Raw genomic sequence first — 13,680 nt, forward strand, 5'->3', positions numbered from 1 at the left:
AGGCAAACTCGATCATTCACAATTTTTCCAGACTGTTTGACGGTCAGGGCGCGACCACACGGGGTTTATTATGAGAGCTGAACATCATGGCATCATTAATCGTTATTTTAATGTCTTATCCTCACCACAACGTTACGATGAAAAAATGGATGAAATACGGCTCGATTCAGTGATTGGAGAAGGAAAAATAAACCGTCTCATTACCCATTCTGGCATTGAATGCATTGAATCAAATTTAAATTTTAATAAACGGCGTATTGTAAGTTTTCAATCCAACGCGGCGATGGTAGAGCTTAGTTTTTGTTTTCAAGGAAATGCAGAGGTATGTGTCTCGGATTCAGCCTATGAATTAGAACCGAACTGCTGCACACTGCAATTTATGAAAGATTTTCAGGTATCGTTCGATTATGGAAGTCAGTCGAAGTTGCAGACAATGGCCATCGGTATCCCTCTGTTCTTGTTCGATAGCTATATGCAGGAAGTGGGAGGGAGAACGAAAACAAGTTTTGCAGACATTTTAGGAACCCGTAGTTTCCGAATGTTTCGAACAAGTATAGGTCCGGAAACGTTGCAGATTCTCAACCAGTTGCGTAATTTCCCTAGTAGCTCATCCATGCGCAGAATGTATGTCGAGAGTAAGGCCTTGGAATTGTTCTCTTTATATTTTGAATCTTTATTATTTGAACGAGACCAAAAATATAGACCGAGCCGACTCTCTAGAAGTGATCGCGATAAAATCAAGAAAGCGGAAGAGCTTCTACTATCACATATGGCTGATCCCCCTTCGTTGATCGAGCTTTCGCGGATGTGCGGGGTAAATGATTTTAAGCTGAAAATCGGATTTAAAGAGCAATTTGGTAAAAGTGTATTTTCCTATTTGCGGGATAAACGGATGGAAAAAGCTTGGAGCTTGCTGCGTTTTGAAAATATGAGTGTTAGCCAGACCGCGCAAATTGTGGGCTACAGCAACTTCAGCCATTTTGCTGAAGTGTTTCGTAAATCTTTTGACTGCTCTCCGTCGGACGTAAGGAGGGAACGGCATAAGCAACACATCGTGATAAAGCCCTGAAAAAATCCGTTAAACCGTTATTTTCTCCGTCGGCTGGTAGCTTGTCTGCGGTTGTCGATATATGCTTAATCGGTGATTGAAAATGATTATCATTCGAGAGGGGCATATTTGTGTTAAGGAAATCCTTTTTTGTGCAACTAACTTCAATTGTCATGATCTTGCTAATGGCTGGGTGCAGTAGTTCGGGCTCAGCAACAGGCAATCAGCAGGCTGCAGATACTCAGCAACAGCAACCAACAGCCTCCGCTTCTGCTTCACCGTCCGTGTCACAACAGGGTGAGGGCTCTGCAACACGCATTGTTACTGACGCAAGGGGGGAGCAGATAACGATTCCCGCTAATCCGCAACGAATTGTGGATATTGCAGGAGCAACAGAGGAACTGCTGGTTTTAGGTTTCCAGCCGATTGCTAGCGGAAATACAGATATGGCTGATCCCTCGCTCTTTACCCCTATTGTGCAGGCGAAGCTGGATAGCAAAACTTTAAACACAGGGTGGTACAATACGGAGACCAATCCAGAAATCATTATGGAGGCGGCTCCTGATCTTATTTTGGCAGGTCCCCCTCAGGCACCGATCTATGATAAACTCTCCCAAATTGCTCCTACAGTATTAGTGCCCTATAATTTCAGCTCTTTCCGGGAACGATTTGCGTTCGTGGCGGATGTGCTTGATAAAAAGGATGAAATGTATGCATGGCTGAAAGAGTACGATGCTCGGGCTGCACAACTGCATGACGAGATTAATAAGGCTATTCCTGATGAGACTTTTGCCATCATTGAAGCAACAGCAAAGGAAGTGCGAATCTATTCCACAACTGGAGTTGCTGATATTATTTACTCCGACTTGAAGCTGCCCAAAGCACCGGGTATTCCGGATCCGGACAAATGGGGAGGCAAAGTTACAAGTATTGAAGGATTGTCCACTTTAAACCCGGATCACATTATTCTTATGTCAGAGAGTGAAGAAAATGTGCTTAAGGACAGCAAGATTTGGAGCGGATTAAAAGCTGTAAAGGAATCTCAAGTCTATCATCTTTCTACGAGACAGAATTATAATGAGGCTTTTACCGCACTAGGAAAACAAGCACTGCTTGAACAAATTGCAAACGATATACTAAAATAAAATGATATTACAATCTAGATAGCAAAAAGAGGGTGCCTGAAGCCGATATATGGCCGGGGCACCCTTTTTGCACGCTTCCTAATACGTAAGCGTCAAACTCTCCACCCCTTCAACTACTAACCTAGCTATGAGATCATGAGATTAACCTGAATACGGAGGGTAACTCATGAATGCCAAAGAACAACGCAGACAAGATTGGCACACACGTATCGCTGCCTATCGGGCAAGTGGCCTCACGATGAAAGCTTAGTGCTCCGCAAATCATTGTTCTGTCGAACAATTGAAATATTGGCTGTACAAAATAAAGCGTGTATCATCCTCAGCTATTCCAGATCCAAAGACTTCCCCCGTATAGTTTGTACCTCTTGCCACTGTAGATCCACCTGGCAGCGTTTCTCCTTCTCTAATATGGCTCAAGCAACAGCGCTCTCAAACACTGCTGAAGAGTCTGTTTGGAAAAGCGATTGCGTACAGCCTGAATCAGTGGGGGAAATTGACTTCCTTCCTGAAGGATGGTCCGCTCGAGATCGATAATAATCGCAGTAAGCGCTCGATCAAGCCATTCGTAATCGGGAGAAAGAACTGGTTATTTGCGAATGATACTGTTCCGCTGTCTTCCCGTAGTCATGATCGTGGGCATGACAGTAAAGAACAATGTCTATTCGTTCCTGATGATTGGTAGATCGCCCTTTGCTAAAGGTGGTAACGCTGATGTTATGTTTTTTTTGCTACTTCCACACGGCTGCTCTGCCCTGCTTTTAACTCCTGTATGATGGCTAGTTTCTCAATCGCATTGTATTCGTTCTTCTTAGACAAAGGAAAACTCCCCTTCAAGTAGCGGTTTATTTATTAAACCTGTTTACTTGAAGGAGAGCATATCAAAATCGGTAGCCTGTTCCGTAATTTATAGTGAGGTTAAGAACTTCACCTCCGGAAAGCGGCTATCCGGTCCTTTCATTAAGATTCCGCCTTGATTTTTCAGATGCATATCGAAGAAATCCAGCATATAGGCATTGATAACGGAGTTCGCTCTTTCGGGCGCAATCTTTCCTGTAATGCCCAGCATTTTGAAAATCGGAGAAATGAACTGTACGTCGGCAAAATTCAAATGCTCCGTATTTTCGATATAGAGGACTTGTCCCCCTTCGTCGACCGTTTCGCGCATCCGTTCAAGCTCCAACTTTTTATCTTCCGTTACTTGATCCTCCCACTCTCTTGTTGAGCCCATACGGTTAAGCTCTGCATCCGTGTAGACCCGGTTATCCATCACCATTTTTAATTTTTCAGAATAGCTTTCCGAGTTGATGAACAAAAACGGCTTTCGCAGACCCTCTCTGTCACGCAATCGATAAAGCCCTCCATCAAGGTCTATTCCAACCGCGATTCGCGGATCGTAAGAAGCGTCATAGGCCGTCGCTCCGCCGATGGAATGACCGAATACCCCGACATGACCGAGATCAATCCTCCCTTTTAGATGACTTGGAATCTGCCCCGATTGGATGAGCTCGAATTGGTCCAGCGCAAACGCCACATCGTCGGTTAGAACTTTTCCCAACTTGTCGCGATTTCCTCTACTCGTCCGGTAATCATGGTCGGGCGAGAATAAGTCGTTGGTTGTGCTGGTCGTGATTCGACCGTCCGGAAACTCGGTTGCAAATGTATTGTAGGTGTGGTCGATCACTGCCACGATATATCCGTGACTCGCGAGATTTTCGGCTTGCGACGTGTGGAGGAACCTGGAAGAGCCATTGCCGGGATTCGCAAGGATCAGCGGGTATGAAGTCTGTGCCGAAGAGACTTCGGCCCCCGAATAAGCATGACTGGATACGTACTTCAGGTGTTGAAAAGTAAACCCGGGAAGGCCATAGTTCGCGGCCATATAACGTAAAATCTGGGTATCGGGAATAAAGGGAGCGTACTTGCCGGTGCCAGCCGGATACCATACCTGAACCATCAATTCCCTCTTGCCTGTCGCGGTTTTGCCAAATGTCTCCTCCCGGCTTGGATCGATGAAATGAAAGACTTGCGTGCCTACCTTCAACTCGCCGGTTGGCGCCGGAAAGTCGAATACGGGAAACACATAGAGGAAGCACACCGTTGCGATTAGCCCAATCACGATAAAAAGGCGGCCCAGCACCCTACGGATTCGCGAGGCAGTCCGAACGACTTTCGGCGTTATGAAAACGTCTATAAGCGAAAGCATAAGCATCAGGATCGTAAATCCGTATAAAAATAAAAGCTGAACCCTGTATCCTTCGACAAGCAAATGTATCACTAAAAAAATGGAGCCTGCTCCGCTTGTCAGGAGCAAAGCTGATCTTCGGATACGTTGATTGAAAATGAACAGGAGTGCCAACAAACAAGCACTTGAAAAGAATAACAGCATTTCAAAAAACCTCACGCCAACTCCCCCTTAAAAATAGTCCTATCAATGGATTAGTATAGAGGAGCAGATAGGTTGATGCCATTGATCTAGATGACAATTGCCTTACACTCTTGTAAGGTTGCGCGACGATGGCGCAGAAAACGGCATGTAATGTGCGGATTCCTGTCTTTCGGCCGGGGTTGTTTCGCTGTGCGGTTTCGGAATGGTGAGGATGAACGGAAATCGCAGCATACAATCTCTGCGCGATTTGCTCCATGGCCGCTTGCGAAGGATGAACCAGATCAATCGATTGGTTTTCCGGCGACGATCCAGGAGCTTTGGACAAGCTGTTACCTCGGTCAGCATCACTTCCGCTAACTTGTTAAATCATAATTCAGCATAACTTAGCCCTCATCTATTTGAACAGGTGGGGGCTATTTGACGCTTACCCTATAAAAAATCATGAAATAATAACTGACAAGCTAAATGCTCATGGTTCGTGGGTGTACAACAACTATTTGTTAAAATGGAGTACGAGGTTGAACTCGATTATGAGGATGATTACATTGGGACCCTTGATATATTTTTCTATGTAATTGTTTTAGAAACAAAAGAGCCATTCAGAGTTAAAATTAGATATCATAATGTTTATGATCTCACATTACAAAAATCAACAACTTTATCTTTAACAAATGCTTTAATCATTCATGATTTGAAGGATGAGGAGGGAAGAAGTGCTTATGGATTTCAAAGAAGAAAATATTATCGAGAAGCTACAGGAGGGACTGTCACGGAAAAAGCAGGTTATGCTTCATTATGGCTGGGGAAGCTGGGCTCGGAGGAGCAGCTCGATGTTCTGCTTGAAATTAATTATACCGATGATGGAGATTCGGTTCCTTCTGTCTTCGCGGGGCATTTTGGCATCGAGTGGTATGACGATGATTTCAGGGAAGCTGAATTTTTCGCAGAGGAAGATCGAGGTGGCGATGCAGCGAATTTGCTAGCAGGCTTCTCCTATGAGGAGGAATTGATTCCGAAGTTTGCCGCTTTGCTAAAAGGTATGACTTTGGATGAATTTAATATCGTCATTATTCTGTACAATTTCGAGTATGGTGGCGAACGGGGGAGCTATCAAGATACATCCACACAGCTGGAGTTTATTGGAAGTGTGCCGTACCAGGCATAATGACAGCATATGTCCAATGAATCCAACCTATTCGTTTTAAAAAAAAGAGAGATCAGCCTGCTTTTTTAAGCAAAGCTAATCTCTCTTTTTCATTGCTCTTTTTATTGCCAAAAGGCTATTTCCTCAGCTCGCTGTATTGCCGATGAATACGATTTTCTGGGTTTCGATCGACCGTATACAATACGGCGAGAAAAATCCATTCCAGCGGCTTCATCAGCAAGTAAACGACATCGGCAGACCACGGCTGATTGATGTGCTTACTGAGCGGATAGCCGTATTTGTCATAGCAGCGGCGGATGATTTTGTGCGTTCGTGGCGCGTACTCTTCAATAATATTTTCAAAAGCATTCGCAACCAGCAGCTGGCGGTTGACGACGATTCTGTTGCCGTGCCGAAGCCCGGCACGCAGCGGCTTGACGATTTTACGATGCCCCCTCACCGAAACGGTGCATAAATAATGACCGTCTCCCGGCACGAGAATCGGCGGAGGGGCTGGCAATTGCGAATAATGAAAGCTGCTCGTTTCGAGAAATACACGGATGAAGCTATCTGGACGCTGTCCGAACAGGACAAGCGGCAGCTGGACGATTAGCATGACAGGGAAAAATGCAATCGACCAGAGCAGCGGCAGCCGGTAATATTTTTGGCGAAAATAGTCCATGAACCGCAGCCATTTGCTGCTGTACACAATCTCTTCTTGCTGGGCGCTGTGCATAAACGCATTGGCGGAATGCTTAAGCTCAGCTGCATACAAACCGATTAAGCAAGCGAAGCCTAAATGCAGCAAAATAATAGGAGTGGCTCCAGCGGAATCATCGCCGTAATGGCCGAAGCCAGTATGCGAAAAATAAACGATAGCAAATATAACATTGGCAATTAAGAGGACAGATGCTGCTGTGTATAGAAGCGGTGACAATGCTCCTCTGTTACTTTTCAACCCCCAGTAAGCGAAGGCGCTCAAAATCATGCTGCAAATAATGGTCACAACATAATCATTGGAAAGGGTAGCGTACGCATCCCGAAAGTGTAATGTCCGTTCCAATTGATGCAGCGGCAACCCACCTGCTACACCGTGGTCGTTTAGAAGAAAGCCTGCACATAGAAACACTACCATTGCGATGAAGGACAGCAGCTCCATTATTTTTACATGCACCTTTTTAACGGATGTACGCTCATCTATAATCCAGCTGCGAATCATGAGAGCAATGGAGCTGATTGGGAAAAGAAAGAAGGCAATAATTAAAAATAGATACAAAATCAAGCGGTTCACTCCTTAAATTATGCGGACAACGGTGATGTAACGCCGGGCAGTCTCGCAATCTCATCCTTATATCCTCTCATATTTACCCAATTTCGGTCTAGCGAACTCAAAAATTTTTTCCGAAAAAACCGATTTCAAAAAAAGGAATCGCGCACAACATGTCGAAATGATAAATCAACGAACATGAATAATCACAAAAGAAAGTAAATAAACATCTAAAGCGTCACAAAAAAGCTATTTCATGTTTGCTTTAAATAAGCTGATGAATAGGAGCAAGCCGATGGAGCCATATGTTTTGGAATTGAAAGCGATTACAAAAATCTTTCCCGGCGTTAAAGCGCTGAGCGATGTTTTGTTCCAGTTGAGACCCGGCGAAATTCATGCGCTAATGGGTGAAAATGGAGCAGGCAAATCGACCTTCATTAAAATCATTACCGGCGTGCACGCGCCCGATGAAGGTGAGATGTACGTGAATGGGCAGAAGGTGAAGTTTCAAAACCCGAATGACGCGAAGCGCCTCGGCATCGCTGCGATTTACCAGCATGTCACCTGTTATCCGGATCTTAGCGTGACGGAAAATATTTTTATGGGGCATGAAAAGGTGCAAAAAGGCACGCGCCGCATCCGCTGGAGCGAGATGCACAAGGAAGCGCAAAAGCTGTTGGATGACCTTGGCGCAAAATTCAGCCCGCGTACACTGATGGGCTCGCTCAGCGTAGCGGAGCAGCAAATCGTCGAAATTGCGAAAGCGCTATCCGCCGATGCGAAAATCATCATTATGGATGAGCCGACAGCGGCGCTCACGAAGCGGGAGAGCGAGGAGCTGTACCGAATTACGGAGCGGCTTCGCGATCGGGGAGCTTCGATTATTTTCATCTCCCATCGCTTCGAGGATATGTATCGACTGGCGAGCAAGGTGACGGTGTTCCGCGATGGCAAATATATCGGCAGCTGGCAGGTCGATGAAATTGACAATAAAGATTTAATCGTCGCCATGGTAGGCCGGGAAATTACCCAGCTGTTTCCGAAGACGGAGGCAAAGCTGGGGGAGGAAGTGCTCCGTGCAGAGGGGCTGGGCAGAACAGGCTATTTTGCGGATATTTCTTTTTCGCTGCGGCGCGGAGAAATATTAGGCTTTACCGGACTTGTAGGCGCAGGACGCACAGAGGTATTTCAAAGCCTGTTCGGCATTGAAGCGTATGACAAAGGGAATGTGTTCGTGAAGGGCGAGCCGGTGCGAGTAGATAATCCGCAGCAGGCGATGAAGCTTGGCATTGGCTACTTGCCGGAGGATCGGCAGAAGCAGGGGCTGGTGCTGGACTGGGAAATTTCACGCAATATCACGCTGCCCGCATTGGATCGCTTCGTCAGCAAAGGCTCGCTTGATACGGGGAAGGAAGAGGCGGAAGCAGTCAGGCTGGCGCAAAAAATGAACGTCAAGGCGCCAAGCATTTACAATCTGGTCAGCTCGCTATCTGGCGGCAACCAGCAGAAGGTTGTATTTGCCAAGCTGCTGACGGCTGATCTTGATATTCTCATACTCGACGAGCCGACGAAAGGTGTAGATGTTGGGGCGAAATCAGCCATTTATGAAATTATTAGCACCTTGGCGGGGCAAGGCTACGGCATCATTATGATTTCCTCGGAAATGCCGGAAATCATCGGGATGTGCGACCGGGTCGCCGTTATGCGCGAAGGCCGAATGACGGCGATGCTCGGCAAGGATGAGGTGACGCAGGAAAATATTTTGCAGGCGGCGATGGAAAGTCGCAGCCCGGGTGTTGTGCTAGCGTAGCGGTGGTGAGCTATAGCAAGAACAGTCTGCTGCTAAGACGGGACGATTCGCAAGCGTTATTTTTGAACGGGGAATATTCCATTATGAACGAAAAGGGTGGGACGGCAATGGCCGAGACAAAAATGGCTGCCAAGGGGCTAGTAAACAAGCCAGCAGAGAAGCAGTCGCTGAGCGCTGTGGTCGCGAAGTTTCGCGAGCTGGGATTGCTGGGGTTTATTATTGTGCTGTCACTTATCGTGCAGCTGCGCAATCCAAGCTTTCTAACGCTGGAAAATATGAACGACATGATTACGAATACGGCGATTTTGAGCATTTTGGCGGCAGGCATGATGCTCGTCATCATTACAAGAGGCATTGACCTGTCAATTGGAGCGACGCTTGCGCTGTCGGGTATGATTGCTGCACTGACGGTAAATGCGTTCCCGGAGGTCAATCCGCTTATTGCGATTATGCTTGGAACGGCTGTCGGACTAGTGTGCGGCGTCGTACTCGGGTTTCTCATTGCAAAAATGGGCATTCTCCCGATTATCGCCACACTCGGCATGATGAACGTGTTCCGCGGGCTGACCTTTATGGCCAGCGGCGGCAAATGGGTAAGCGCCCATCAAATGCCGGTCAGCTTCAAAGCGATTGCAACAGGCTCGATTTTCGGCATCAATACGCTGATCGTCATTGCGGTCGTCATTTACATCGTATTTTATTATTTCATCAATCACACCCGTACCGGCAGACAGATTTACGCGGTGGGCAGCAATCCGGAATCGGCGAAAATCAGCGGCATCCGCAATGATCGCATTTTATGGCTCGTTTATTCGATTATGGGCGGTTTATCTGGTCTAGCCGGTGTGCTATGGGTATCCAAGTTCGCTTCTGCGCAAGGCGACACAGCTATGGGATATGAGCTAAGCGTAATTGCGGCCTGTGTACTCGGCGGCGTGAGCATTGCGGGCGGCTCGGGCAAAGTTTCCGGTGTTATCCTTGGCTCGATCTTGCTCGGCATTCTTAATAATGCGCTGCCGCTTATTAATGTATCGCCTTTTTGGCAGACGGGCATTCAAGGCTCGATTATATTGATCGCCGTTATTACGAATGCGCTCGTTAAACGGGGCGTTGACCGCAATAACCTCATGAGGAGGAACATTTAACGATGGAAACACGAGTCATTTCGGGCAGCCGGGCCTTTTCATGGAAGCGCTTTTTTATGCAATGGGAATGGATGCTGGTGCTGATATTTATTGCCGTAAACATTATGAATATGAATTTGTCCGAGTATTATTGGAGCTTTGACAGCCTGCGGGATGCGACGATGACGTTTCTTGATAAAGCGTTTATCGTTCTGCCGATGGTGCTTATCATCATTCTTGGGGACATTGATATTTCTGTAGCATCGATTGTTGCGTTATCCTCCGTCATCATGGCGGACTTATATAACTCGGGCGTTCCCATGCCGCTGGCAATGCTGATTTGCCTTGGCGTCGGCGTCGTATGCGGCTTTATTAACGGCCTGTTAATCGTCAAGTTCAAGGAGCTTTCCTCGGTTATCGTGACGCTGGCAACGATGATTATTTATCGCGGCATCGCTTATATTTTGCTGGAGGATCAAGCGGCAGGCAAGTTTCCAGAGTGGTTCAGCTTTCTTGGCTGGGGCTACGTTGGCCCGGTTCCCTTTATTCTCATTGTATTCGCCGTATTCGCGGCGGCGTTCATCGTGCTGCTGCATCGCACGACCTTCGGGCGGCGCATCTATGCGATGGGCAACAATTTGACAGCGAGCCGCTTCTCGGGTATTCGCGTCGATCGGATGAAAATTATCGTCTTCACCTTGGCGGGCTTGATGGCGGCAGTTACGGCGCTGTTTCTCACCTCGCGCATGGGCAGCACGAGACCGAATGTAGCGACAGGCTATGAGCTGGATGTTATTGCGATGGTTGTTCTTGGCGGCATTAGCACAGCGGGCGGCAAAGGGCGAATGATTGGCGCGATTTTGGCCGTGTTCCTGATCGGCTTCCTGCGCTACGGCCTTGGGCTCGTCAATGTGCCTGCGCAAATGCTGCTTATTATTCTCGGTCTGCTGCTCATCGTAGCGGTTATGCTGCCGAAGCTTAAGCTGTCTTCTCCTGCAAAGAAGCCAAGCCGCTAAGCGCAATGCACGGTAAACGGCTGCATTTTTAACAGGAGCGGGCAGCAGAGAGAGAAAAGCGTTTCGTTTGCGGCAGCCTGCCCGGCTCATCCGGGAAAGATGCAGCTTTTTATATACAAATGATAAAAGGGAGGCAATACAGATGAGAAAGGTTTTAGCGACATTTTTGACAGTAATCATGATGTTAACGGTTTTAGCTGCATGCAGCACTTCGGGAAGCAAGCCAGCAGGGGAGTCCAGCGGCGATACCGGTGCGAGCGGCGGCAAGAAGAAATTTGCCATCATCTTTAAAAATACGGGCAACCCGTATGGCGAGAAAGAAATGGAAGGCTTTAAGCAGGCGATTGAGGAGCTGGGGCATGAGGCGATTTTGAAGGCGCCGGATCAGCCGACTGCTGAAGCGCAAATTCAAATGATCGAGGAGCTCATTTCGCAAAAGGTTGCGTCTATCGCCATCGTCGGCAATGATCCCGACGCCTTGCAGCCTGCACTGAAAAAAGCGATGGATCAAGGCATCAAGGTGCTGTCGCTTGATTCCGCAGTTAATGGGGAAAGCCGGATGGTGCACATTAACCAAGCAGACCCTGAGCGTATTGGGCGTGTGCAGATACAGGCCATTTCCGATATGATCGGCGGTAAAGGGCAAATTGCAGTTCTCAGTGCAACTTCGCAGGCGACGAACCAGAACACATGGATCGAATGGATGAAGAAAGAGCTGGAGGACCCGAAATATAAAGACATCGAGCTAGTGAAGGTCGCTTATGGCGACGATCTGCGGGACAAAAGCGTATCGGAAACAGAGGCGCTGCTCAAATCATATCCAGATCTGAAAGGAATCATTGCGCCAACGACAGTAGGGATTGCTGCTGCAGGCAAAGTGCTTACCGATAAAGGACTGACGGGCAAAGTTCATTTGACGGGCCTGGGCCTACCAAGCGAAATGGCGGAATATATTGAAAGCGGCGTGAGTGAATGGATGTACTTGTGGAATCCGCTTGATGTGGGCTACTTGTCCGGCTATGCGGCTGACGCACTAGTGAATGGCACCATTAAAGGCGAGGTAGGCGACAAGTTTACAGCAGGACGCCTCGGTGATAAAGAAGTGATCGTTGACGTCGGAGGCACGCAAATTATGCTCGGCGATCCATTCAAATTTGATGCTGCAAACATTGCAGAGTGGAAGGAAGTCTACTAAAACAGGGCCGGGTTAAAAAGGAGGAAGCATCATGGCACTCAGCAATAAATATGCCTGGAGCTGGCAGGTGAAGGAGGAATGCTTGGAGGAATATGTCCGGATGCATCTTGATCCGTGGCCGGAAATTATGGAAGAGCATCGCAGTGCCGGCATCTCCAACTATTCTATTTTTCAAAATGGCACGCAGTTTTTCTATTGCTTTGAGTGCGATGATGTGGCAGCGGCCTTCGCCTATATTGCAAAAAGCGATGCTTGCAACCGCTGGAATGCCCTTACGTCCAAAATGGTTCAAGGATCATTTCATTTGGAGCAAGCCGAGCCGATAAAACCGTTTCGCGAAATTTTTTTTCTGAAATAGCGTTTTAAAGCGATCCGCCTCAGCCCTTGCCGTTATGCGATTTTCAAGGTAAAGTGTTGCCCTGCTGCATAAAAGTACGCATAAGGTCAACACTGTTTCTCTAGACCCACTCTGGTTTAGTCGGGTATGATACCTTTACTTGGAGATCATTAGGAAATGAGGTAAGGACGCTTTGGATCAGTATGAAAAAATTAAGCAGGGCGAGAAGGGTGCTTGGCTTAGCATTGCCACCTATTTGACGCTTACCGCACTAAAGCTTGGAGGCGGCTATTATTTTGCTTCTGGAGCGCTCGTTGCGGATGGCTTTAACAATTTAACGGATATCGTGGCATCGCTTGCGGTACTTATCGGTTTGCGAATTTCACAGAAGCCGCCGGATAAAGATCATCCGTATGGACATTTTCGGGCAGAGACGATTGCCGCGCTGATTGCGTCCTTTATTATGGCAACGGTCGGCATTCAAGTACTGATTACAGCGGTCGGAGCACTTTGGTCAGATGCGGAGGCTGCTCCAGCGCTTAGCTCGGCGTGGATCGCTTTATTTTCTGCGGTCGTCATGCTGAGCGTCTATTATTACAATCGGCGGCTGGCCAAGCGGATCAACAATCAGGCGCTGATGGCGGCGTCAAAAGATAATTTATCCGATGCGCTCGTCAGTACGGGAGCAGCGATTGGCATTATCGGCGCGCAGTTCGGCCTGCCTTGGCTTGATCCAGTAGCGGCAATTGCGGTCGGTCTTATCATTTGCAAGACGGCTTGGGAAATTTTCTACAGCTCGACCCATGCGCTGACGGACGGCTTCGATGAGAAGGAGCTGACGACGCTTAGAGCGACGATTGAACGTACGAAAGGGGTGAAATCCATTAAGGATATTAAAGCCCGCGTTCATGGCAGCAACGTGCTGGTTGACGTCATTGTACAGGTGGATCCAGAGCTCACGCTAATCGAAAGCCATATCATTTGTGATAATATTGAGCATCGCATGGAGCGCAAGCATAATATTATGAGTGTGCATGTCCATGTGGAGCCTCATGAGCTGGAGCCTGCGCAACGCGAGCCAAATGTCGAGTGAGATGTCGAATAAAAGGGATGTAATTGTTCCCAAGGTAAAATAAACCAATTTAACTAGTCCTTTAGTCTCGGTTGATTATCGCGACTAAAGTCTTGTTTTCTGACTTGGGTTAAAA

Annotated in this window: 12 protein-coding genes and 1 pseudogene; 11 read left to right on the forward strand and 2 right to left on the reverse strand. The window is 47.5% G+C overall.

All coding sequences use genetic code 11. The features are described 5' to 3' along the window. The first annotated feature begins 70 nt into the window (after window positions 1-70). From AC50X8_RS10945 to AC50X8_RS10955, 3 genes and pseudogenes are all read left to right on the forward strand, one after another. Window positions 71-1,069 (forward strand): helix-turn-helix domain-containing protein, encoded by a 999-nt coding sequence (locus AC50X8_RS10945; protein ID WP_056034205.1) that lies wholly within the window; start codon window positions 71-73, stop codon window positions 1,067-1,069. Between the two features lie 110 nt (window positions 1,070-1,179). Beyond that, window positions 1,180-2,193: an ABC transporter substrate-binding protein gene (locus tag AC50X8_RS10950; RefSeq protein ID WP_494879748.1), complete on the forward strand. Its 1,014-nt coding sequence runs from the start codon at window positions 1,180-1,182 to the stop codon at window positions 2,191-2,193. A 409-nt stretch (window positions 2,194-2,602) separates the two neighbouring features. Beyond that, window positions 2,603-2,791 (forward strand): annotated as a pseudogene (locus tag AC50X8_RS10955) (IS66 family transposase); the annotation flags it as partial. A 306-nt stretch (window positions 2,792-3,097) separates the two neighbouring features. On the opposite strand, the gene AC50X8_RS10960 reads toward AC50X8_RS10955, so the two are convergent. Further along, window positions 3,098-4,594 (reverse strand): alpha/beta hydrolase family protein, encoded by a 1,497-nt coding sequence (locus AC50X8_RS10960; RefSeq protein WP_494879750.1) that lies wholly within the window; start codon window positions 4,592-4,594, stop codon window positions 3,098-3,100. A 174-nt stretch (window positions 4,595-4,768) separates the two neighbouring features. Between AC50X8_RS10960 and AC50X8_RS10965 the strand changes: the two genes are divergently transcribed. Next, window positions 4,769-4,936 carry a hypothetical protein gene (locus AC50X8_RS10965; RefSeq protein ID WP_155973073.1) on the forward strand — a complete coding sequence of 56 codons (168 nt, stop codon included), beginning with the start codon at window positions 4,769-4,771 and terminating at the stop codon, window positions 4,934-4,936. Window positions 4,937-5,057: 121 nt separating this feature from the next. Further along, the gene (locus tag AC50X8_RS10970; RefSeq protein ID WP_494879752.1) at window positions 5,058-5,744 is read left to right on the forward strand and encodes an immunity 22 family protein; all 687 of its coding nucleotides are present in this window, start codon (window positions 5,058-5,060) and stop codon (window positions 5,742-5,744) included. Window positions 5,745-5,859: 115 nt separating this feature from the next. Here AC50X8_RS10970 and AC50X8_RS10975 read toward each other — a convergent pair whose 3' ends face one another. After that, a complete protein-coding gene (locus AC50X8_RS10975) occupies window positions 5,860-7,014 on the reverse strand; it encodes a DUF6688 domain-containing protein (protein ID WP_494879754.1) in 1,155 nt (384 codons plus the stop codon). A gap of 271 nt (window positions 7,015-7,285) precedes the next feature. Here AC50X8_RS10975 and AC50X8_RS10980 point away from each other — a divergent pair, with 271 nt between their 5' ends. From AC50X8_RS10980 to AC50X8_RS11005, 6 genes are all read left to right on the forward strand, one after another. Beyond that, the gene (locus AC50X8_RS10980) at window positions 7,286-8,800 is read left to right on the forward strand and encodes a sugar ABC transporter ATP-binding protein (protein ID WP_494879756.1); all 1,515 of its coding nucleotides are present in this window, start codon (window positions 7,286-7,288) and stop codon (window positions 8,798-8,800) included. A gap of 5 nt (window positions 8,801-8,805) precedes the next feature. Continuing rightward, the gene (locus tag AC50X8_RS10985; RefSeq protein ID WP_494879758.1) at window positions 8,806-9,945 is read left to right on the forward strand and encodes an ABC transporter permease; all 1,140 of its coding nucleotides are present in this window, start codon (window positions 8,806-8,808) and stop codon (window positions 9,943-9,945) included. A gap of 2 nt (window positions 9,946-9,947) precedes the next feature. After that, window positions 9,948-10,940 (forward strand): ABC transporter permease, encoded by a 993-nt coding sequence (locus tag AC50X8_RS10990; protein ID WP_056034188.1) that lies wholly within the window; start codon window positions 9,948-9,950, stop codon window positions 10,938-10,940. A 142-nt stretch (window positions 10,941-11,082) separates the two neighbouring features. Then, a complete protein-coding gene (gene rhaS, locus AC50X8_RS10995) occupies window positions 11,083-12,135 on the forward strand; it encodes a rhamnose ABC transporter substrate-binding protein (protein ID WP_494879761.1) in 1,053 nt (350 codons plus the stop codon). Window positions 12,136-12,166: 31 nt separating this feature from the next. Beyond that, a complete protein-coding gene (locus tag AC50X8_RS11000; RefSeq protein WP_494859479.1) occupies window positions 12,167-12,493 on the forward strand; it encodes an L-rhamnose mutarotase in 327 nt (108 codons plus the stop codon). A 172-nt stretch (window positions 12,494-12,665) separates the two neighbouring features. Next, on the forward strand, window positions 12,666-13,565 hold the full coding sequence (locus AC50X8_RS11005) for a cation diffusion facilitator family transporter (protein WP_056034179.1): 900 nt from the start codon (window positions 12,666-12,668) through the stop codon (window positions 13,563-13,565). Window positions 13,566-13,680 lie beyond the last annotated feature (115 nt).

The organism is Paenibacillus sp. JT22N15, from assembly GCF_059383755.1.